At 61.8% G+C, this 20,535-nt stretch carries 25 protein-coding genes and 1 pseudogene; 17 read left to right on the forward strand and 9 right to left on the reverse strand.

What is annotated here, in order from left to right; translation table 11 throughout:
* Positions 1-73 precede the first annotated feature (73 nt).
* The gene (locus tag RHP75_RS06315; RefSeq protein WP_311090977.1) at positions 74-373 is read right to left on the reverse strand and encodes an I78 family peptidase inhibitor; all 300 of its coding nucleotides are present in this window, start codon (positions 371-373) and stop codon (positions 74-76) included.
* Positions 374-534: 161 nt separating this feature from the next.
* Here RHP75_RS06315 and RHP75_RS06320 point away from each other — a divergent pair, with 161 nt between their 5' ends.
* The 9 genes from RHP75_RS06320 to RHP75_RS06360 all read left to right on the forward strand — a co-directional run bounded on the left by RHP75_RS06320 (position 535) and on the right by RHP75_RS06360 (position 7,828).
* The gene (locus RHP75_RS06320) at positions 535-1,464 is read left to right on the forward strand and encodes an ABC transporter ATP-binding protein (protein ID WP_311090978.1); all 930 of its coding nucleotides are present in this window, start codon (positions 535-537) and stop codon (positions 1,462-1,464) included.
* Positions 1,461-2,222: an ABC transporter permease gene (locus RHP75_RS06325; RefSeq protein WP_090375288.1), complete on the forward strand. Its 762-nt coding sequence runs from the start codon at positions 1,461-1,463 to the stop codon at positions 2,220-2,222. Before RHP75_RS06320 ends, RHP75_RS06325 begins: the two co-directional genes overlap by 4 nt.
* Before the next feature lie 85 nt (positions 2,223-2,307).
* Complete coding sequence (locus RHP75_RS06330) at positions 2,308-3,543, forward strand: RNA polymerase sigma factor (protein WP_311090979.1); 1,236 nt, start codon at positions 2,308-2,310, stop codon at positions 3,541-3,543.
* Between the two features lie 134 nt (positions 3,544-3,677).
* Positions 3,678-4,022 (forward strand): YciI family protein, encoded by a 345-nt coding sequence (locus RHP75_RS06335; RefSeq protein ID WP_311090980.1) that lies wholly within the window; start codon positions 3,678-3,680, stop codon positions 4,020-4,022.
* Between the two features lie 48 nt (positions 4,023-4,070).
* On the forward strand, positions 4,071-4,856 hold the full coding sequence (locus tag RHP75_RS06340; RefSeq protein WP_311090981.1) for a DUF899 domain-containing protein: 786 nt from the start codon (positions 4,071-4,073) through the stop codon (positions 4,854-4,856).
* 17 nt (positions 4,857-4,873) lie between these two features.
* Complete coding sequence (locus tag RHP75_RS06345; RefSeq protein ID WP_311090982.1) at positions 4,874-5,302, forward strand: nuclear transport factor 2 family protein; 429 nt, start codon at positions 4,874-4,876, stop codon at positions 5,300-5,302.
* A 172-nt stretch (positions 5,303-5,474) separates the two neighbouring features.
* Positions 5,475-5,888 (forward strand): HPF/RaiA family ribosome-associated protein, encoded by a 414-nt coding sequence (locus tag RHP75_RS06350; protein WP_275963303.1) that lies wholly within the window; start codon positions 5,475-5,477, stop codon positions 5,886-5,888.
* Between the two features lie 253 nt (positions 5,889-6,141).
* Positions 6,142-6,612, forward strand: a complete 471-nt coding sequence (locus tag RHP75_RS06355; RefSeq protein ID WP_311090983.1) for a hypothetical protein — start codon at positions 6,142-6,144, stop codon at positions 6,610-6,612.
* Between the two features lie 364 nt (positions 6,613-6,976).
* Positions 6,977-7,828, forward strand: coding sequence for a CAP domain-containing protein (locus tag RHP75_RS06360; protein WP_311090984.1), 852 nt, complete (start codon positions 6,977-6,979; stop codon positions 7,826-7,828).
* A gap of 24 nt (positions 7,829-7,852) precedes the next feature.
* Here the strand turns inward: RHP75_RS06360 and RHP75_RS06365 are convergent, their stop codons facing one another.
* Complete coding sequence (locus RHP75_RS06365) at positions 7,853-8,278, reverse strand: helix-turn-helix domain-containing protein (RefSeq protein WP_311090985.1); 426 nt, start codon at positions 8,276-8,278, stop codon at positions 7,853-7,855.
* A 72-nt stretch (positions 8,279-8,350) separates the two neighbouring features.
* Between RHP75_RS06365 and RHP75_RS06370 the strand changes: the two genes are divergently transcribed.
* The gene (locus RHP75_RS06370) at positions 8,351-8,860 is read left to right on the forward strand and encodes a DUF2938 domain-containing protein (protein WP_311090986.1); all 510 of its coding nucleotides are present in this window, start codon (positions 8,351-8,353) and stop codon (positions 8,858-8,860) included.
* A 10-nt stretch (positions 8,861-8,870) separates the two neighbouring features.
* Here the strand turns inward: RHP75_RS06370 and RHP75_RS06375 are convergent, their stop codons facing one another.
* A complete protein-coding gene (locus tag RHP75_RS06375; RefSeq protein WP_311090987.1) occupies positions 8,871-9,452 on the reverse strand; it encodes an NAD(P)H-dependent oxidoreductase in 582 nt (193 codons plus the stop codon).
* A gap of 152 nt (positions 9,453-9,604) precedes the next feature.
* On the opposite strand from RHP75_RS06375, the gene RHP75_RS06380 reads away from it, so the two are divergent.
* Entirely contained in the window at positions 9,605-9,910 is a 306-nt protein-coding gene (locus tag RHP75_RS06380) for a putative quinol monooxygenase (protein ID WP_311090988.1), read from the forward strand.
* Between the two features lie 98 nt (positions 9,911-10,008).
* Positions 10,009-10,608 (forward strand): DJ-1/PfpI family protein, encoded by a 600-nt coding sequence (locus RHP75_RS06385; protein WP_311091876.1) that lies wholly within the window; start codon positions 10,009-10,011, stop codon positions 10,606-10,608.
* Between the two features lie 52 nt (positions 10,609-10,660).
* Here RHP75_RS06385 and RHP75_RS06390 read toward each other — a convergent pair whose 3' ends face one another.
* The 3 genes from RHP75_RS06390 to RHP75_RS06400 all read right to left on the reverse strand — a co-directional run bounded on the left by RHP75_RS06390 (position 10,661) and on the right by RHP75_RS06400 (position 13,264).
* Positions 10,661-11,995: a diguanylate cyclase domain-containing protein gene (locus tag RHP75_RS06390; RefSeq protein WP_311090989.1), complete on the reverse strand. Its 1,335-nt coding sequence runs from the start codon at positions 11,993-11,995 to the stop codon at positions 10,661-10,663.
* A gap of 81 nt (positions 11,996-12,076) precedes the next feature.
* A complete protein-coding gene (locus tag RHP75_RS06395; RefSeq protein WP_311090990.1) occupies positions 12,077-12,514 on the reverse strand; it encodes an NUDIX domain-containing protein in 438 nt (145 codons plus the stop codon).
* Between the two features lie 63 nt (positions 12,515-12,577).
* Positions 12,578-13,264 carry a GNAT family N-acetyltransferase gene (locus RHP75_RS06400; protein WP_311090991.1) on the reverse strand — a complete coding sequence of 229 codons (687 nt, stop codon included), beginning with the start codon at positions 13,262-13,264 and terminating at the stop codon, positions 12,578-12,580.
* Between the two features lie 187 nt (positions 13,265-13,451).
* Between RHP75_RS06400 and RHP75_RS06405 the strand changes: the two genes are divergently transcribed.
* The 3 genes from RHP75_RS06405 to RHP75_RS06415 all read left to right on the forward strand — a co-directional run bounded on the left by RHP75_RS06405 (position 13,452) and on the right by RHP75_RS06415 (position 14,876).
* Positions 13,452-14,195 carry a methyltransferase domain-containing protein gene (locus RHP75_RS06405; RefSeq protein ID WP_311090992.1) on the forward strand — a complete coding sequence of 248 codons (744 nt, stop codon included), beginning with the start codon at positions 13,452-13,454 and terminating at the stop codon, positions 14,193-14,195.
* A 166-nt stretch (positions 14,196-14,361) separates the two neighbouring features.
* The gene (locus RHP75_RS06410; protein ID WP_304866919.1) at positions 14,362-14,586 is read left to right on the forward strand and encodes an addiction module protein; all 225 of its coding nucleotides are present in this window, start codon (positions 14,362-14,364) and stop codon (positions 14,584-14,586) included.
* Positions 14,583-14,876: a type II toxin-antitoxin system RelE/ParE family toxin gene (locus RHP75_RS06415; RefSeq protein ID WP_311090993.1), complete on the forward strand. Its 294-nt coding sequence runs from the start codon at positions 14,583-14,585 to the stop codon at positions 14,874-14,876. The genes RHP75_RS06410 and RHP75_RS06415 overlap by 4 nt, the downstream gene beginning before the upstream one ends.
* 86 nt (positions 14,877-14,962) lie before the next feature.
* Here the strand turns inward: RHP75_RS06415 and RHP75_RS06420 are convergent, their stop codons facing one another.
* Complete coding sequence (locus tag RHP75_RS06420; RefSeq protein ID WP_311090994.1) at positions 14,963-15,664, reverse strand: NAD(P)H-dependent oxidoreductase; 702 nt, start codon at positions 15,662-15,664, stop codon at positions 14,963-14,965.
* Between the two features lie 118 nt (positions 15,665-15,782).
* Here RHP75_RS06420 and RHP75_RS06425 point away from each other — a divergent pair, with 118 nt between their 5' ends.
* Positions 15,783-16,682, forward strand: coding sequence for a LysR substrate-binding domain-containing protein (locus RHP75_RS06425; protein WP_311090995.1), 900 nt, complete (start codon positions 15,783-15,785; stop codon positions 16,680-16,682).
* 39 nt (positions 16,683-16,721) lie between these two features.
* On the opposite strand, the gene RHP75_RS06430 is transcribed toward RHP75_RS06425, so the two are convergent.
* Positions 16,722-18,845: an acylase gene (locus RHP75_RS06430; protein WP_311090996.1), complete on the reverse strand. Its 2,124-nt coding sequence runs from the start codon at positions 18,843-18,845 to the stop codon at positions 16,722-16,724.
* A 465-nt stretch (positions 18,846-19,310) separates the two neighbouring features.
* Here RHP75_RS06430 and RHP75_RS06435 point away from each other — a divergent pair, with 465 nt between their 5' ends.
* Complete coding sequence (locus RHP75_RS06435) at positions 19,311-19,610, forward strand: putative quinol monooxygenase (protein ID WP_311090997.1); 300 nt, start codon at positions 19,311-19,313, stop codon at positions 19,608-19,610.
* 247 nt (positions 19,611-19,857) lie between these two features.
* Here the strand turns inward: RHP75_RS06435 and RHP75_RS06440 are convergent.
* A pseudogene (locus RHP75_RS06440) lies at positions 19,858-20,217 on the reverse strand (phage infection protein); the annotation flags it as partial.
* Positions 20,218-20,535 lie beyond the last annotated feature (318 nt).

A 20,535-nucleotide genomic window follows, 5' to 3' on the forward strand; every position in this document is an offset into this window, starting at 1 on the left:
AAAACGGGCGGCCGACTGGTTTACAGGTGCGCCAGTATGCCCGGTCTGCGGGGCTTAGTTAATCGCGCGCAGCTCAACCGCAGGTCAGGCGGATGATCACTTCGCTTTCATCGATATCGATATTCAGGCGCTGCGGGTTGTAATCCATGGTCGCGGCGTCGCCGGGGGCGAGCACGCGCAGGGTTTTGGCGTTGGCCTGCTGCTGCACCTGCTCGATCAGCTCGGCGCTGGCGGTCTGACCGAGTACGCCATGAACCTGCTCGACATCGCAGTCGCCGCTGATTTCGGCTGCTTGCTGGGCGGGCGGCTGTGAGCTGCAACCGGCCAGCAGGGCCAGCAGGCTGAAGCTGGTGAGGGCGTGACGAAGAGCCATGATCTATTTCCTTGTCTGCATAAAACTCGGGTCAGCCTAGCAGCCGCATCCGTTGTAGCTCAACGTTGGGCTGCTCAATCCGTGCAGGTTACTGCATCAGCATTTCCGCAAGCGCGGCCAACTTCCCTACAATTGCGCTTTTCCCCAGAGCAGGAGGTTCTGTGCAAGCGGTGATCTCGATTCAACAGCTGAGCAAGACCTACGCCAGCGGCCATCCGGCGCTGCAGGACATCAATCTGGACATTCGCCCCGGCGAAATCTTTGCGCTGCTCGGCCCCAACGGCGCCGGCAAGACCACCCTGATCAGCATTATCTGCGGCATCGTCAACCCAGGCGGCGGGCGGGTGTTGGTGGGCGGTCAGGACATCATCAAGGACTACCGCGCTTCGCGCTCGCAGATCGGTCTGGTGCCGCAAGAGCTGGTCAGCGATGTGTTTGAAACCGTCTGGGCGACGGTGAAGTTCAGCCGTGGCCTGTTCGGCAAGAAGCCCAATCCGGCCTATCTGGAGCAACTGCTCAAGGACCTGTCGCTGTGGGACAAGCGTGACGCGAGGATTTTCGAGTTGTCCGGTGGCATGAAACGCCGGGTGATGATCGCCAAGGCACTGAGCCACGAGCCACAAATTCTGTTCCTCGACGAACCCACGGCAGGCGTTGACGTCGAGCTGCGTCGCGATATGTGGAACATGGTGCGCCGTCTGCGTGAGCGCGGTGTGACCATCATTCTCACCACCCATTACATCGAAGAGGCCGAGGAAATGGCCGACCGCATCGGGGTGATCAGCAAGGGGCGGATCATTCTGGTGGAAGACAAGCAGGCGCTGATGCACAAGCTCGGCAAGAAGCAGCTGACCCTGCAGCTGCAGCAGCCCCTGGCGAGCATCCCTGCCGAACTGGCGCGTTACCCGCTGGAACTGAGCGACGAGGGCCGCGTGCTGGTGTTTACCTTCGACACCCAGAGCGAGCACACCGGCATCGCCGAACTGCTCAAGGACCTCGCCCAGCACGGCATCGACTTCAAGGATTTGCAGTCCAGCCAGAGTTCGCTGGAAGAAATCTTTGTGTCTTTGGTCAAGGAGTCGCGCGCATGAATTTCTACGCAATCCGTGCCATCTACCTGTTCGAACTGGCGCGCACCTGGCGCACCTTGCTGCAGAGCATCGCTACCCCGGTGATCAGCACGTCGCTGTATTTCGTGGTGTTCGGTTCGGCCATCGGTTCGAGCATGACCCAGGTGCAGGGCGTCAGTTACGGCGCGTTTATCGTGCCGGGGCTGATCATGCTGGCGCTGCTCACCGAGAGCATTTCCAACGCCTCGTTCGGCATCTACATGCCCAAGTATTCGGGGAGCATCTACGAGCTGCTGTCGGCGCCGGTGTCCTATCTGGAAATCCTCATTGGCTATGTTGGCGCGGCGGCCACCAAGTCGATCATTCTCGGCCTGGTGATCCTGATTACCGCGCGGCTGTTCGTCGATTTCGAGATTCTCCACCCGCTGTGGATGCTGGCGTTTCTGGTGCTGACCGCGCTGACTTTCAGCCTGTTCGGTTTCATCATCGGCGTCTGGGCCGATGGCTGGGAGAAGTTGCAGGTGGTGCCGGCGCTGATCGTCACGCCGCTAACCTTCCTCGGCGGCGCCTTCTACTCGATCAGCATGCTGCCGCCAGCCTGGCAGACGGTGACCCTGTTCAACCCAGTGGTGTACCTGATCAGTGCGTTCCGCTGGAGCTTCTACGGCGTTTCTGACGTCAACGTTGGCCTGAGTTTGGCGATGATTCTCGGCTTTCTGCTGCTGTGCATTCTGGCCGTGGGCTTTATCTTCAAAACCGGTTATCGGCTGAAAAGCTGACGCGCATCTAATGCGTTAGGGTGAAACGGTTCTGGTTGCGCGGCAGGGGTAGCGCGCAGCCACTGCCGTTATGGAGTGCAATGCAATGGACCATTCTGCCGCCTTGCCGGCCCTGCTGGCGCAGCACTACCGCGATGAGTCGCGCCGCGTGCTGGCCACCCTGATTCGCTTGCTGGGCGATTTCGATCTGGCCGAGGAGGCGCTACACGAAGCCTTTCGCGCGGCCATGGAGCAATGGCCGCAGAGCGGTGTGCCGGCCAACCCAAGGGCCTGGCTGGTGTCGGCGGGACGCTTCAAGGCCATCGACAACTTGCGCCGGCAGCGGCGTTTTCAACCGTTGGATGACCATGTCGAATTGGCCGATGACGCACCGCTGGACGAGGGCGAGCTGCTTGAAGACGACCGTCTGCGGTTGATCTTTACCTGTTGTCACCCGGCGTTGGCCAGCGATGCTCAGGTGGCCCTGACCCTGCGTGAAGTCTGCGATCTGGGCACCGAAGAAATCGCCCGTGCCTTTCTCACCACGCCCGCCACCCTGGCCCAGCGCATCGTTCGCGCCAAAGCGAAGATTCGCGATGCACGCATCCCCTATGAAGTACCTGGACGCAGCGAGCTGCCCGAGCGTTTGGATGCCGTGTTGCGGGTGATTTACCTGGTGTTCAACGAAGGCTATTTCGCCAGCTCAGGCGATTCGCTGACCCGCGCGCACCTCTCCGATGAGGCCATTCGCCTGGCGCGCCTGCTGCTGGAACTGCTGCCCGAGCCGGAAGTGCAGGGCCTGCTGGCGCTGATGCTGCTGCACGAATCGCGGCGCAGTGCGCGCAGTTCGGCCAGCGGCGCAGTGGTGCTACTGGAGCAGCAGGATCGCCGCCAGTGGGACCGTGCGTTGATCGCCGAAGGTGACGCTTTGGTGCTGCAGGCACTGCATTCGCGGCGCTTCGGCGCTTACACCCTGCAAGCGGCGATCGCCGCCGTACATGCCGAAGCTGCCAGCGCTGAGCAGACCGACTGGGCGCAGATCGTCGGGCTTTACGATGCCTTGCAGCGTTTGCACCCTTCGCCGGTAATCGAGCTCAACCGCGCCGTGGCGGTGGCCATGCAGCAAGGTCCCGAGGCCGGCCTAGCGCTGATCGACGCGCTGCTGGCCAGCGGCGAACTGGCCGATTACCACCTGGCCCACGCCGCCCGCGCCGATCTCAATCGCCGCCTTGGCCGCGTAGCACCGGCACGCGATGCCTATCTGCGGGCACTGGAACTGGCGCAGCAGGGCGCGGATCGGCAGTTTCTGCAGATGCGCCTGGACGAGTTGCCGACCGGCTAAGCCGTCATCCACCTGGCGAATAACCGCTGCTTGGCTAGCGTTGCTCGGGCCTGAAAATATTTTCGGCGCTGTTGTCGATTCCGCGCCGCGCCATTCGATTAGTCAGTAACCGCGCCACACCACCGGAGAACGCCATGAAATACCTGTGCCTGGTCTACAGCAACGAGCATGCGCTGCATAACTCGCCCGACAGCCCACGTGACGAGGAGTGTTTCGCCTACGCCGAATCGGTGGCGCAGAGCGGTCGCATGCTCGCCGCCGAGGCGCTGGAGTCGGTGCAGACCGCCACCACCGTGCGCATGCGTGGCGGCAAGCTGTCGATCATCGACGGCCCGTTTGCCGAGACCAAGGAACAGTTGGCAGGTTTCTATCTGGTGGAAGCCCGCGACCTTAACGAAGCCATCCAGTTGGCCGGGAATATTCCGGCGGCGCGGGTCGGCTGTGTGGAAGTCCGCCCGGTGCGCGAGTTGCAGGTCTAGAGCGCAAGCTGCCAGCGTTGTTCAAACAACGGAAAAGGAGCACTGCCCATGAGTCGTCCTGAATATCCCAAGATTGCCAGCCGTGAGCAGTGGCTGATTGCTCGCAAGGCCTTGCTGGCCAAAGAAAAGGCGCTGACCCAGCAACGCGATGCGCTCAACGTCGAGCGCCGCCAGCTGCCGATGGTCAAGGTCGAGGCCGATTACCGTTTTCATGGGCCCGAGGGTGAGCTGAGCCTGGCTGATCTGTTCGCCGGGCGCAGCCAGCTGATCATTTACCACTTCATGTACCACATGGACCGCGGCGAGGGCTGTGACGGTTGTTCCTGCGTGGTCGACAATATCGGCCACCAGGCTCACCTGCATGCCCGCGACACCACCCTGGTGCTGGTTTCCCGCGCGCCACTGGCTGACCTGCAGGCGTTTCAGCGGCGCATGGGCTGGACCGTACCCTGGTATTCCTCGCTGGGCAGCGCGTTCAACTACGACTACCACGCCACGACGGACGAGCAGATCGCTCCGGTCGAGTACAACTACCGTGACAAGGCCGAACTAGAGCGCCTTGGCCTGAATTATCACGTGCAGGGCGAACAGCCCGGCGTCAGCGTATTTCTGCGCGATGGCGCGCAGGTCTATCACTGCTACTCCAGCTACGGCCGTGGCCTGGAAATGCTCATGAGCAGCTTTCACTACCTCGACCTCACGCCCTTCGGCCGTGGTGAGGGTTGGGACGGCATGCCCGATCTGGAGGGCAAGGGCATGCACTGGACCCGCCTGCACGACGAATACCAGCAACCGGCAGCGGCGCATGCCTGCTGCACCTCGACCCAGAAATAAGCACAAGGAGCACGACCATGAGCAACGCCCAAGCGCAGATTCAACAGCAACTGGACTCCTGGGCCGCCGCCTGCCGGTCCAAGGATGTCAGCCGCATCATGAGCCACTACGCCGAGGATGTAGTGGCCTACGACGCCATCGGCCCGCTACGGTTTCAGGGCCGCGCGGCCTATCAGGCGCATTGGCAGGCCTGTATGGAAATGTGTCCTGGCCCGGGCTTGTTCGAGATTCATCAGCCGAGCTTTCTGTTCAGTGGCGAACTGGCTGTGGTGCACTACCTATTCCACTGCGGCGGCAGCGATGACAAGGGTGAAATGCACAGCAGTTGGATGCGCGCAAGCCAGTGTTTCCGCCTGCAGGGTGGGCAATGGTTGATTGCCCATGAGCATTTCTCCATGCCTGGCGACATGGAAAGCGGAAAAATCTTGTTTGATTTGCAGCCGTAGTCTTGTAACTCACGGGGCACAAGGGGTGTAGCGAATTGCAGACGGGCGCGTTACAGATTTGTGGCTACGACCAACGTCTTAGTGCTTGCCTAAAGGGGGGCGTAGTGGCGTAGGCTGGAGTTGTCGCCTTGGTAGGCGACGCTTTCGCGAACAGTTGAAGAAGGAAAGCTTTATGCAAATCCAAGTTCACAGCGATAACCACATCGAAGGCAGTGCTCGTCTGGTTGAGTGGGTGAGTGCCAGTGTTGCCAGCAAGCTGGAGCGCTTCGATGACGAGTTGACCCGCATCGTTGTCCATCTGCATGACGACAACGGCGCCAAAGCCGGCGCGCACGACAAACGCTGCCAGATCGAAGCACGGCCAAAGGGCCTGCAACCTATTTCCGTCACCCACAAGGCCGAGTCACTGGAACAGGCCATCGACGGCTCCATCGAAAAACTGCACCACGCCCTTGAGCATCAATTCGGCAAACTGCGCAGCAAGCGCGTCACGCCACTGCACGCCGACGAGGCCAGCGATATTCCCGGTCAGGACGCACTGCTGCAAGAGGACTTCCTCGCCGAGGAACGTCTGCGCGCGGTCTAACTAAATCTAAGGGTAGCCGGCCAGGCTGGTTGCCCATCTCCCACTACACGCGCCCCCGCAGGTTTCTGCGGGGGCGCTGTCGTTTCCGGGCCTGGGTTGTGCGCTGCCAGCGGCAACAGCCGGCCTGAGGCGGCAAAGCGCTGCCTCTCTGTTCAAGACTAAATTGGCGCAAAGCCCCGTTTTTACTGGTTTGCAGGTGGTTGGCCCATATTCTGCAGAAATGCCTGCCAGCTGACCTATGCAGGGATTCGCCATGACCAGTATTTCCAACAACTCGCCGCTGGCGAGCTACTTTGCCAACACTGCCAAGTCCAGCAATGCTGGGGCTGCAGGCAGTGGCAGCAGTACGGATAAACCGAGCACCAGCCCAGACCCGCTTGCGGAGATTCGCCGCTTTGCCAGCGGCATGGTGGCCAACAGCCGCGGCGGCCTGCTGCGCGCGATGCACGCCGAGAGCAGCGGTGCGAGCAACGCAATTGCCAGTGATCGCTTTCGCCCGGTGGCCGAGCCCGACAGCGACACCTCGAAAATTGCCCTGCCGGATGTCGCCGAACTGGACCGCGAAGACGCTGCCAAACTGCTGGCACAGGTCAACAAACTGGTCGACGCTGGCCTGGATAAAACCGACAGCTTTGTCGGCTACAACGGCGACCAGCAGACCGACTCGCTGACCACCTACCGCGATTGGTTGCAGGCTAGAGGTGGCGTCAGCATCTACGTTTAAGAAGCCGTCTCGGATCTGCTGCGCATCGGCCCTGCTGCGTTAAGAACAGACTCGGCAAGCCGCTTGCGGCTAACGCGCTTCAGCGCGGCCCGAAGGGCGAGTGAAACGAGTACTGCTCATTTACACCAGTAAACTCGACTCGGGCATCCTGCTTCGTTCTACCTCCTGCATCCATGCAGTTGTCCGCTTCTTCGCCTGTTCTTGCCTTGCATGGCTCTAGCTCGCGAGACCCGAAACAGCTTCTGAGTCTTTTTCATCGCTGATCCGGCCTATGCATTGGGCTGGTTTCAGTGCGCGAGGTGCGCCAAGATCAACCGATCACAGTTGTGGGCACGCCGCGTGGGCATGCTCAAGTCGAGGGGTTATGGCTAGCAAGGGCTTTATTCGGGCGTTCACTGCCCTGGGGTTGGCGCTGTCGTGCGCTGTGGGTGCGCACGCCGCTGAGGATGCGCAACTGGTCGGGTTGATCAACAGCTACCGCAGCGAAGTGCAACGCTGCGGCGATCAGGCTTCCGCCGAGCTGCCGCCGCTGACGGCCGATCCGCGTCTGGTGCAGCCGGTAGGTCGCTCGGGGGATTTGCAGCAGGCGATGAGTGCGGCGGGCTATCCGATGGTTAACGTGCAGGCCATCAGCCTGTCCGGCCCGCGTGATGCGGCAGCGGCGTTGAAAGTGCTGCAGGAGAGCTTCTGCAAGATCGTGCTCGATCCGCAGTTTGTTGATATCGGCGTTAATCAGCAGGACCGCGAGTGGCGCATTCTGCTGGCCCGGCCGTTATTGGCGGCGCGCCTGGGCGACTGGCAGGCGGAAGGGCAGAAGTTGCTCGAACAACTCAACGTTGCCCGCAGCACAGCGCGTCAGTGCGGCAGCCAAGCCTTTGCCGCCGCCGCGCCGCTGGTGTGGAATGCCACCCTGGGCAGCACCGCCGAAGCCCACAGCCGGGCCATGGCCAACGGCAACTTCTTCGATCACCAGGACCCTGACGGCCGCACCCCCGGTGACCGTGCGGAACTGGCCGGCTACAGCGGCCAGCGCGTAGGTGAAAACATCGCTGCCGGTCTGGATAGCGCGAGCAAAGTGCTCGCAGGTTGGTTGGCCAGCCCCGGCCACTGCGCCAACATGATGAACCCGCAGTTCAGCGAACTGGGTGCCGCTTACGCCAATGATCCGAAGAGCGACGCGGGGATTTACTGGACGGCGCTGTTTGGCGCGCCGTAATGACAGTAATGCCGCTCAAGTCCGTTACTTGATCGGCGGATGAACCCGACCCCTGGCTGTGGTGCGGGCGGCCAGGTTCATCAGTTGCTGGAATTTCGGGCACTCCAGGTGGTTGTCTGCCGGGCAGGAGGCGGCGTGGCGCAGGCCGTCGCGGATGGCGCTGAGGCGTTTGATGCTGCGGTCCAGTTCGTCGGCCTTGGCTTGCAGTTGCGCGCGGTCAATCGCTGGCTGGGAGCCTGCGGCGAGCATGGTGGCGATTTCATCCAGGGAAAATCCTGCTTCACGGCCGAGGGCGATCAGTGCCAGGCGTTGGATTACCGAGTCGCTGAACACGCGCTTGAGGCCGTTGCGGCCGATGGAGCGGATCAGGCCTTTTTCTTCGTAATAGCGCAGGGTCGACGCGGGTAAACCGGACCAGCGCGAAACTTTGCCGATATCCATCTCTTTCATCCTTGACCTCAAGTTGACTTGAACTGGCAGGCTTATGAAAACAGCCTTTCAGACAAAGCAAAAGAGGTGGATATGAACAGTCAATTGATTCTGCACGTGCTCTTGGTCGGCGTGGGCGCAACGCTGCTGATGGATGCCTGGGCGCTGGCGCGGCGGCGCGTGTTCGGCGTTGCCTCGCTGGACTACGCATTGCTCGGCCGCTGGCTGGGGCATATGCGCCATGGCCGTTTCCAGCATGCGGCCATCGGCAAGGCACAACCCGTGCGTGGCGAGCGGCTGCTGGGCTGGTGCAGCCATTACCTGATCGGCGTGGCCTTCGTCGGCCTGTTTGTGCTGTTGGTAGGGCCGCAGTGGTTTTGCCAGCCGACGCTGCTACCGGCGCTGCTGCTGGGTGTTGTCAGCGTGGCGGCGCCGTTGCTGCTGATGCAGCCGGGGTTCGGCATGGGCCTGGCGGCCTCGCGGATGGCCAATCCCTGGCAGGTCAGATTGCGTGCGCTGGTCACCCATCTGGTATTCGGCCTGGGTGTGTACCTGGTCAGTTGGGTTGTGGCGCAGCTGCTGGCTTTGCCGCTCTGCCCCTAAGGCCGGCTGCTTAGCCCAACACTCGCGCCAGATGCTGCTCGTAGCGGGCGATATCGGCCTCGATGGCGGGGCGCTTCATCACGTCGACGCAGAGGAAGGTCGGCAGAGCGCTCATGCCGAGAAACTGATTGGCCTTGTGGAAGGGCAGGTACACGGCGTCCACGCCCTTGCCTGCAAAGAAATCAGTCGGGTCATCAAAGGCTTGCTGCGGCGCGTTCCAGGTCAGCGACAGCATGTACTGCTTGCCCTGGATCAGGCCGCCGCTGCCGTATTTCTGTGAGGCGTCCGAGCGAGTGCGGCCGTCGCTGGCGTAGAGGCTGCCGTGGCCTTCGGTAAACACCTCGTCGATGTACTTTTTTACCGTCCAGGGCGCACCCATCCACCAGCCGGGCATCTGGTAGATGATCACGTCAGCCCAGAGGAATTTCTGCACTTCCTCGGCGACGTCGTAGCCGCTGTCGATGTGGGTGTGCTTGAGGTCGAAGCCGGCGCGGTCGAGAAAGGCCAGCGCGGTGTCGTGCAGGGTGGTGTTGTAGCGGCCGTCGGAGTGGGCGAACTGTTTGCCGCCGTTGATTAGCAAGATCTTCTTCATGGCATGGGCCTCGGGAAATTGATAGCGGCATGCTAGGGCGCGCGGACGGGTAGAAACAGCCGTTGGCGCGCAAATTATATGTGACTAAAAAGCATGAATTGGCTGGTTTTTCTTGTTGTAGGGTAAATGGCCCACACTGCCAGGAGCCAAAAATGGCTGACCAATACGGATTTATCCTGCACGCCCACACCCGTCCGGAAAAAGCCGCCGAGTTCGAGGCGCTGTTCCGCGCCTATGTCGGGCCCAGTCGCGCCGAGGCCGGCTGTATCGCCTATCACATGCTGCGTGATCGCCAGGACCCGACACTGTTTATCTTCTACGAGGTTTGGCAGTCACGGGAGCACCTGGCCATCCACAGTGCCTTGCCGCATATGCGCCAGTTCCATGAGCGGCGCATGGAGTACCTGCGCAGTGATTTCGAGATTCGCGAGATCGAGATGCTTAGCCCGGCGAGCTGACGGCGCGCGTCTGTATGGCTGTTGGCGTGCGTGTCTGTGTCTATGCCACGGCGGCTGCCGAGTCGAGAATGGCCGGACTCCATCGCGCAGGCCAGGCCATGCATATCGCCATTCTCACTTTTGACGGCTTCAACGAGCTGGATTCGCTGATTGCCCTGGGCATTCTCAACCGCATCAAACAGCCAGGCTGGCGTGTCTCGCTGGCGGCACCGAGCGAGACGGTGACCTCGATGAACGGCGTGAAGCTGCATCGCCAGGCGCGGCTGGATGAGATCGAATCATTCGACGCGGTGCTGGTCGGCAGCGGTATCAAGACCCGCGAGATTGCTCAGGACGCAGACGTGATGCAGTGGCTGGCGCGACTCGACCCTGCGCGTCAGCTGATCAGCGCGCAGTGTTCCGGCACGTTGCTGCTGGCCAAGGCCGGTTGGTTGGCAGGCATTCCTGGCTGCACCGACCTCACGACCAAGCCCTGGGTGCAGGAAGCTGGCATTGAGGTGCTGGAACAACCCTTCTTTGCTCGCGGTAACCTGGCCACTGCCGGCGGTTGCCTGGCCTCGCTCTATCTCGCCGCCTGGACCCTGGCGCGCCTGGTTGGGCGTGATGCGGCGGCCGAGGCGCTGCACTATGTGGCGCCGGTCGGGGAGAAGGAGGCGTATGTGGCACGGGCGCTCGGCAATATCGAGGCTTATCTGTAGGCGCGGCTTATGGCAGTGAAGGGCGGTTATCCGTTACGAGAACCGCCAAGGCTTATTTCAGCGGTTTTTCGACCACTACATAACGCTTGCCGCCGCTGCGTTTGGCCACGTACATGGCTTCATCCGCCTGCTGCACCAGCTGCAGCTCGCTCTGGCCGTGGTCGGGGTGCACGGCGATGCCCAGGCTGGGCGCACTGATCAAGTGGTGCCCATCCAGCAGGTAAGGCGCGCTGAGGGTGGCAATAATCTTCTCGGCCACCAGCGTGGCATCCTCCTGACGGCCGATGTTGTCGACGATCACCGCGAACTCGTCGCCGCCCAAGCGGCCCACCGTATCGGATTCACGCACGCACTGGCGCAGGCGTCGCGCGACCTCTTGCAGCAGCAGGTCGCCTGCGCTGTGGCCATAGGTGTCGTTGACCTGCTTGAAGTTATCCATATCGAGATACAGCACCGCCAGGCGCAGACTGTCGCGTTTGGCCCGCTGCAATGCACTGCGTAAGCGGTCGAGAAACAGCGAGCGGTTGGACAGTTCGGTCAGCGGGTCATACTGGGCGAGAAACTCCAGGCGCGAGTGCGTGCGCTTACGCTCAATCGCCGCCGCTACCTGGCTCGCTACGAACTGCAGCAGCTCCTGGTCCTGTTCGTTGTAGCGCACGCTGGCGTTGTGGTTCTGCAGCACCAGTGCGCCGAGGGTCTGGCTGCCTGAAATCAGCGGCACACCCAGCCAGTCAGCATGCGTAGCCGTTGCAGTGCCCTGCGGGGCTGTTTCAGGGCTTAACAGCAGGGCGCGGCCCGTGCGAATGACCTCGGCGCAGAAATCCCGGGTGGCTACTGGTGTGTCATCCGGCGTGAGCGGGTAGGCAACGCTGAGCTGGTCACTCGCAGCATCGTGTAGCGCTACGCAGAAATGTTGGGCGGGCAATAATTGTGCGACCACCTCATGCACCTGCTCGTAGAGCCTGTGCAGGTCGCCAACCGCGTGGGCCGCGTCCGATACCGCATACAACGCCGCCTGCACGGCTTCGGCCCGCTTGCGCCGGGTGATATCGCGCGCCACGCCGACCCGCACCTGCTCGGCCTCAAGCCACTGGGCAGACCACATGATGTGCACGATATGGCCGTCTTTATGGATATAGCGGTTTTCATGGTCTGACGAGGGTTGGCCCGAATTGATGCTTTTTACCAGTGCTCGGCTGGCCGCGCGGTCGTCCGGGTGCATCAGTTCAAAGGCGGTGCGGCCAATCATTTCGTCAGGCCGGTAGCCGAAAACCTGTTCGCTGGCCGCGCTGACAGACAGAAAGCGGCCGTCCTTATCCACCACGCAGACAACGTCCAGCAGCAGATCCAGTAGTTTGTCGTGGGGCAGGTGCGGGTTTGACGTCATGGCCGTGAATATACTGTCCTGTCTGCGCGGTTCGCTAGCGCTATGGTAGCGCCCTGCATGCGAGTCGGCCTGAGTCCGCAGTCATTCATGGCAGCAATCGGTATCAACCGGTTGAGCGGGTTGAGTCGCCGGCCATAGCAGTGGCAGCAGATGCTCGCGCAGCAGCGGCGCCAGGTTGGCCGGTGGCACCTCGTCCTGTGCGAGCCAGCGCAGCTCTTCCAGTTCGGCGGCGGCGCTGACGCTGTGCGGTAGACGGGCCTGAAACACGCTGGCGTCGATCCAGGTATCCGCCTCGTTGGCTGCAGCCGCGCGGAACTGGCCGAGCGGCTGCAGGGCGCTGGCTGGTAGGCTGAGGTTGAGCTCTTCGGCCAGCTCGCGGGTCAGCGCGCTGATGGCGTTCTCACCCGGCTCGGCCTTGCCGCCGGGCAGCATAAAGGCCTGGGTGTTGCGTTTGCGCACCAGCAGCAGGCGACCGGTATCGTCGAGCAGGCAGGCGGCGGAAATAGTCAGAATGGTCAATGGCGTTTCGCTTGTATGTGGCGCGCTCAGCGCGGTTTCTCTGTGGCGGCTGTCATGCTGCGCTCAATGCACGATCAACCGTTCGCGTACCAGCGCCTGCGCTTGCTGAGCCATCTGGTCGAGCAGGCGGTCGCGCTGCTTCTCGGCGTCGCTCATGGCCCGCTTGCCGTGCTGTTTGAGCAGGTAGGCGTGAATCTGCCGGACTTCCGTGGACTGGAAGATCGGCGCCAGGTCCTGCACCGCCAACATGCCGTTCGCGCTGTAGTCACGGGTGCTCATCAGCACTTGCGGCCCGCGCGCGGCCAGTACCTGAAAGCCCATGGCCTCGAAGATGGCGACCTTGCCGGCCACGCAGGCCAGTTCGGCGTGCGGATGGCGGTTGATCATCTGTTGCAGCATGGCGCGGGCAATCCCGTGACGGCGCTGGCTGGCCTGTACAGCCATATAGGCCAAAGTGCAGGCATCGGGAGCATCCTGGGCCGGCAGGTACAGGGCAAAGCCCAGCACCTGGGACGGGTCCTGATCACTCAGGGCGAGGATCAACCGTGCGCTGCTTGGCAGCTCACTGTCCATGGCGCGCAGGTACAGGTGCATCTCGTAGCCGATCACATACTGGTACAGCTGATACAGCGGGTTGCTCGGCGTCAGCGACACCGGGCTGATGTCGCTGAGGTAGTCCACCACCATCTGCAGCACCTGGCTGTTCAGCGATTCGGGTGGCGGGCTATCCAGGTGTACAAGGGTGAACATCGTCAGTCTGGCTCCGGGGCGTGCGCGCTTGTGCGGTCGGCGAGGGCAGCATTGTAGCGTCCCCGGCTGGGCGTGCTGGCATCGATATGCGGGTTGTTGCGTGCATCGGGCAGACGCTGAACGGCGCTGGCCTGGCTTGGGCTATGATGCGCGCCCGCGCAAGCCGCCCGCTGATCATCAGGTCACCATGTCCGTTAATGCCCTCTACAGCGACCTGTCTGACTATTACGACCTGATGTGCGTCGATATCGACTACCAGGCGCAAAGCCACTGCATCCACCGGTTGCAGCAGCTGTTCGGCAACGCCGGCAGCCGCCACCTCGACCTGGCCTGCGGGACGGGGCCGCATGTGCAGCACTTTATCGCGGCCGGCTACACCAGCAGCGGCCTCGACATTAACCAGCCGATGCTGGACAAAGCCGCCATACGCTGCCCGCAAGCGCACTTCGCCTTGCAGGACATGTGCGGCTTTACCGTGAGCGAGCCGCTGGACCTGATCACCTGCTTTCTCTATTCCATTCACTACAGCGGCGGCATCGAACGGCTGAAAGCCTGTATCGCCAGCGCCCATGCTGCGCTCGCAGTCGACGGCCTGTTCTGCTTCAACGTGGTCGATAAGGGCAAAATCGACAACAGCCTGTTTACCGCGCACAGCGCCCACTACGCGGACGGTCAGTTCACCTTCAGTTCCGGCTGGCATTACATCGGCGAGGGCGAGACGCAGATGTTGCGGCTGCAGATTGAAAAAACCACAGCCGAGCACACCCAGGTGTGGCACGACGAGCACCCGATGGTCGCGGTGGGCTTTATTGAGCTGCAGGCGTTGTTGCAGCCGTACTTTGCGGTGCATGTGTTTGAGCATGACTACCAGAAACTTATCCCGTGGGATGGGCTGTCGGGGAATGCGATTTTTGCCTGCGTAAAGATTTAGCGGGTTGATGCACAGTGCGGGCGGGCCGCGTTGTTTGCTCGTGAGCTGCGATAGCGTGTTGCGAACCTGTGTGCTGGCTTCCTCTGGTAACGCGCAGGCACCGAACCATGGCACCTGCTAGTCATCCGTGCCAAGATTTGCCGGTAGATAAACGAGAGGTTTTGCCATGGACCTGCAGAAAATTGAGGATGAAGCTCTTCACCTTCCCAAGAAGGAACGTGCGCAGTTGATCCAGCGTTTGGTCCTGAGTTTGGAAGCCCCTTCAGAAGAGGAACTTCGATCAGACTGGTTGCTTGAGGCACGGCGGCGAGCAGAAGAGCTTGATAGTGGCTCGGCTCAGGCTGTGCCTGGTGATGAGGTGATGAAGAAGGCTAGAGCCCTGATTCGATGAATTATTCTTTTCACCCGGCAGCGGAAGCCGAGTTTCTGGAGTCTGTCGGTTATTACGAATCGAAGGTTCGCGGATTGGGTGGGGCCCTCATTACGGAATTCGAGGCTCTAGCCACATTGATTGGCGAGTCACCAAAAGCCTGGCGAGTTGAGCTTGAGCCAGATACCCGCAGAGTTCCCCTCCAGCGCTTTCCGTTATCCATCGTTTATCGGGAAAAGCCTGGCGGCTTTCAGATTCTGGCTGTATCCCATCACCGCCGACGCCCGCAATACTGGCTTGGCAGGCTTTAACTCCATTAGCGTTTTTAACCATCAAGGTGGACAAGCTTCGCGTTGTCCACCCTACAAGGCAGCTACCGTGCCACATGCCGCTGGTTTCAGGCCGGCTCAGGGGTGCGGTTTACCAGCAGCGCTCGCTGCAGCTGCAGCACCAAGGCATCGACCTGACTCAGGGCTTGAGCCACCGACTCGGCCAGCAGTTCTCCGCCGACTTCCTGACCCTCGATGGCAATCTGGTGCACCTGGGTAATGCCGATAAAGCCGAGGGCGGTGATCAGGTTGGGTTCCAGGTGATTCATATGCGCCATCTCGCCGCCCACGCCAAAGCCGATGCCGCCTCGGGCCGAGAGGATAACGGCGTGCCGGGGGCGGTCTGCGAGTTTCGCTACGTAAGGCTCAAGCAGGTTGCCTTCATTGATATCCACGGTTCTGCCAGGGCGCACGATCTGGTCGATCCACGCCTTGAGCGCTGCCGGCATGCCGAAGTTGTAGAGCGGCGCGCCGATCACCAGCACATCTGCGGCAATCAACTCATCCACCAGCTGGTCGCTCTCGATCAGTGTGGCGTGCATCCATGGTTCGCGTTGCGCCTCGGGGGTAAAGGAGGAGGCGATCCAGTCGTGGTTGATGATCGACGGCGGCGTCTGGCCGATGTCGCGGTAAGTGATGCTGTCCTGCCCGCGCCTGGCCAGCCACTGGCTGACAAAGCGCTGAGTGAGGTTGCGGCTGTGCGAGCCGTGTTGATCCTTGCCGGCGAGGCCGGGGCGGGCGCTGGCGTCCAGGTGCAGGATATGTGGCATGTCGAGTCTCCTTTCGAAGTTGAATTCATCTGTTATTCGCAGCAGACTCAGGCTAAGCCCAGCTAAAGCGGGCGACAAACGACGATTATTTTCAGGTATGGGTGAGGGAGATTCATCTATGGCGCAGCGCTGGTTACCTTCGCTTTCCGCCTTGCGCGCCTTTGAAGCGGCTGCGCGCCACCAGAGCGCCAAGCAGGCTGCCGAAGAACTCTCGGTGACCGCCACGGCGATCAGTCACCAGATTCGCGCCTTGGAAGAGTCGCTCGGCGTCGCGCTATTTCTGCGCAAGCCGCGCCAGCTGGAACTGACCGCCCAGGGTCGCGAGTTGCAGCAGGTGCTGGAAAGCGCCTTCGACAGCATCAGCGCCACGGCGGTACGCCTCAGCGCGGTGCCCTGTCGCCAGGCCATAACGCTCAGCACCACACCTGCGGTGGCGGTGCGCTGGCTGCTGTCCTGGGTGTGCATGCTGCGCGACGCTCATCCGAATATTGACCTGCGCATCCACGCCTCGCATGAGCCGGTGGCGCTGGATGGTGTGACCGCAGATATCGCCATCCGTTATGGCGACGGCCGCTGGCCGGGGTTGGTGGCGGAGAAGCTGTTCGACAACAGCTTTATCCCGGCGTGCAGCCCGCACCTCGGTCTGCACGATGCCGCTGAGCTGCCCAAGCATTCGTTGATTCACTTCCGCAATCAGGCTGCGGTGTCTTCACCGCTGGATTGGGCCCTGTGGCAGAAGCAGGCCCACGTGCCGGGGCTGGACGTCAACGCCGGGCTGGTGTTTTCCGACGAGACCCATGCCGTCTCGGCCGCCATCGGCGGGCAGGGCGTGGCGCTGATGAGCCGTCAGCTGATCGAGGATGAACTGCGTGAAGGACGCCTGGTACAACCCTTCGGCCCGGAACTGGAAGGCAAACCGTTCTTTCTGGTGTACCCGGAAAACCGCAAGAGTGATCCGACCATTCAGGCCGTGCGTGATTGGGTGATGGCCGTGCCGGGCGGGCTGTGTACGTTGTAGCGCAGGGCCCGCTGAGCAACGCGCGGGCCCTGGGTCGGTTTACTGCGCCGGGCTCGCCGGCCGGTACTCGCGCTGGATATGCCCGGCCAACTGAGCCTCGGTGAACCACACCGGCTTGGTTTTCATCTCGACGAACGTCGGCACCTGGTCGGCATAGTGCGGCGACCGGCTGTCGAGGGTGGCGCTGCCGAACTGGTGGATGCTGTCGCTGCTGAGCTTGCCTTGCTGGTCCCATTCGACGAAGAGGATGTAGGTGTCGCCGGCCACGGCCTTGAGCGTGCCATCCTCCTGCGCCTCGCCCCACACCGAGCGCAGGCTGTCCCACGAGCCGTCCAGCGCCAGGTTGGTTTCCCCGCGCACGATGCGGTTGACTTCGGCCCACTCGGGGTCGAGGCGGCCGAAGTGCTGCTTGAGCGTATTGGCGGCGGCAAGCAGCGACTCGCGCAGGTCGGGCACCGGCAGCTTGGCCTCTTGGGCGCGGATTACCGGGGTGGTGGCGAGCAGGGCCAGGGCGGCGCCGCGATTGGCCCGCTCGCTGTTGTAATCCCACTGCTTGAGCTGGGCCTGCGCCGCGCGCAGTTCCTCATCGCCCTCCGCGTTCAGGTCCAGCATCTGCTGCACGCTGGCGACCAACGCCGAGCGCTTGCTGTAGCGCAGGTCGTACTTGTACTGGCGGAACTCTTCACGGCTGATCGAGCGGTCGGCGGCGAAGGTTTCCTGCAGGCGCAGGGCGCGGTTGGTCATGTTGGTCTGAATGCCCATGCTCGCGGGGAAGTCCTGCGGGCGCAGGTCGTCGTCGGCCTCGCTGGCATGGAAGGGCGTGGCATTGGCGTTGAACAGCAGGCCGGAGGCGGGGTTCCACAGCTGCGGCGTGCGCTCGGCCGGCATGTAGCCCTGCCAGATCAGATCGCTGCGGTCGCCGGGCAGGGTGCCGCTCCAGTCGATATCGGCTTTGCGGTCGGGGAACATACCGTTGTAGACGTAGCCGACATTGCCGCGTTCATCGGCGTACAGGTAATTCAGCGCAGGCACCGCCTGCAGCGCCATGGCTGCCTGCCACTCGGCCAGGTTGCGCGCCTTGTTCAGCCGATAGACCTGCAGGCCGCCACGGATTTCATCCATGCCGGCGTAACGCAGGGCGAAATCGCCGTGCTCGGTGCGCAGCACCGGCCCGTGTTCGGAGCGCCAGACGGTTTTCGGCACCGGCATCAGCAGCGGCCCCCACAGCTTCACCCACAGCCAGGCGGTGGCTTGCTGCAGGTCGCGCCACTGGCCGTCCAGGCGGTACTGGTCGGGGTTGTCGGGGTTGATGGTCAGTTGATAGACATCGGCCAGGTCCGGGGCATTGACCGTGTTGGCCCAGCCGAGGTGCTTGTTGTGACCGTGCAGCAGGAAGGGCGAGCCGGGGAAGAAGCCGCCGGCCACATGCCAGCCCTCATCGCTCTGCAGCACGGCCTCATACCAGGCCACCGGACCGGTGTAGGGCTGGTGCGAGTTGACCAGCAGGCGGGTGACACCATCGCTGGAACGACCCGGCGCCACCGCCACGCCGTTCGAGCCGGTAGGCGTCTTGACCAGCTCGGTCTTGCCCTCGAAGACCTGTTTGAGGGTTTTATCCAGGCCATAGAAGAACGGCATCTTGAACAGGAAGCCGGCCGCCACGTCCTCGCCGGTCATCGGCAGTGCCGAGGCCACGACCTTGTCCGGGTGCTGTGCGGCATAGAGGTTCACGCCGTCGGCATAGGCCTGCATCACGGCGCGTACATCGGCGGGCAGGTCGCGCTCGTAGCGGGCCTGCACGGTGGGCCAGATATTCAGCAGGCTGACCACATAATCGCCCGGTGCCGCCGAACTGCCCTTGCTCATGGCCAGGCGACCACGCACAGCCATGGTCACGTCCTGGATGGTGGCGTAGTCGTCCTCGGCATGGGCATAGCCGAAGCCGAAGGCCACGTCGCGGTCGCGCGCACCGAAGATATGCGGCACGCCCCAGCTGTCGCGCACGATGCGGGCGTCATAGGCCTTGGCCCGCTCCAGCAACTCGGCCGTGTCGATGCGCTCGCGCTGTTGCCAGAGGCTGGCGGCAAGTAGGCCGATGAGGATAAGGGCGAGCAACAGCAGCAGGGCGCGGAGCAGACGCAAGGTGGTCGAGCGACGGGGCATGTTGAGTTCCGAGGCAGCCTGAGGGAGTGCTGGAGAGTAACAAGAACGTCGGTTTTGCAGGTGGGCTTATTGCCTTGGGAAAGTACGACGCGAATTGCCGGGCTGTTTGAATACGTGGGATGGGCTTTAGCCGCGACATACAACAGATGTGCAGTTGACCGCCGCAGTCCGTAGGGCGGATGACGCTTTTTACCCGCCATTGCGGCGGTTCTCCGGGCTACTTGCTGATTGATGGCTTAAACCAGGGTAATGGCGACGCATGGCGCTTCATTTTCAAGCTTTGAAAGAAAGTGTTAGCGCGTTTTGTCGGTGTTTCTCCGTGGTGGGATCGACCAGGATGAGCCCAGTCCACCGCGAGTGATAACGATGAGACCGCCGATCAAACACTTGGGCTATTGGCTGTGTGCGCTGATGTTCACTGCCGCTGCCGGATGTGCAAGCCAACCTCCTGAAAGAGCCAACACCATGAGCAAACCACTGGTATCCCTTGCTGTACTCAAAGCCAAACCCGGTAAAGAAGAGGCGCTTAAAGCGGGCTTGTTGACCCTGATCGAACCGACGCGGGCCGAGCCGGGCAACCTGGATTACGTGTTGTTTGAGCGACGGGATGAACCTGGAACGTTCTATATGCGTGAAGCGTTCAAGGACCAGGCGGCGCTGGATGCGCATTTTGCGACGCCGTATTTTCAGCGGTTTGCCGCCACGGCTGATGATCTGCTCAGTGAGCCATTGCAGCTGATTTTCTTGGAGCAGGTTTCGAACTGAGTGTTAGCCATGGGCTGTTGTCGTTGTTGAACGGCCCGAGTTGTGTACAGACGCCGCTTCTATGTTGCCTCGCTGAGCGGTTCCCCTGTCGTGGTTAACGGAAATCGTGTCCCCGATTGTTTTTCGGAGCGTGGGGCGGTCAAATCGCGCACGCGAAAAAAAGCCGGCTGATTGGGCCGGCTTTTTTCTGGCAGCAGTTCCGATGTAGTCATGCGGGGTTCTCGATCAGACAGTCGGAGCTACCTTAGGCAACGCGGCTTTCGATCAGACGGTCAGAGCCACCTTCGGCAACGCGGTTTTCGATCAGACGGTCAGAACCACCCTCGGCAACGCGGTTTTCGATCAGGCGGTCAGAACCACCTTCGGCAACGCGGCTTTCGATCAGGCGGTCAGAACCACCTTCGGCAACGCGGCTTTCGATCAGGCGGTCAGAACCACCTTCGGCAACGCGGTTTTCGATCAGGCGGTCAGAACCACCCTCGGCAACGCGGTTTTCGATCAGGCGGTCAGAGCCACCTTCAGCGACCACTGGTTGAGCAGAGGAAGCAGCAAAAACGTTGGCTGCCAGTACAGAGAAAGCAAAGCTGAGGATGAGTTGGCGTTTCATGATGGTGTGCTCCGGGGTGTTATTGGTTGATGGAGCAGATGGTACGCCCGAGGTTTTTTAAGAGAACTTCATTGAGCTGATGGTAAACATCGATGCCGATAATGGTTTATCTCAGGTGTCTAGCGTCGACGTGATAGTCCAGCCTTGCCACCGGCCGGCGGCACGCCGCTTTGTGATGGGTGTCGCTGCGCTCAACCCATCCTACGAATCTCCCGCAACTCTGTAGGAGCGGGCTTGCCCGCGATGCTTCTGCTGTTGCTCTGCTTTTGCCTTTCGCTCTGCCATCCACAAATCGCCCAAACAACGCGGTCCCCGAAT

The sequence above is a fragment of the Pseudomonas sp. SG20056 genome (assembly GCF_031764535.1).
In the GTDB taxonomy this organism is placed as follows: Bacteria; Pseudomonadota; Gammaproteobacteria; order Pseudomonadales; family Pseudomonadaceae; genus Aquipseudomonas.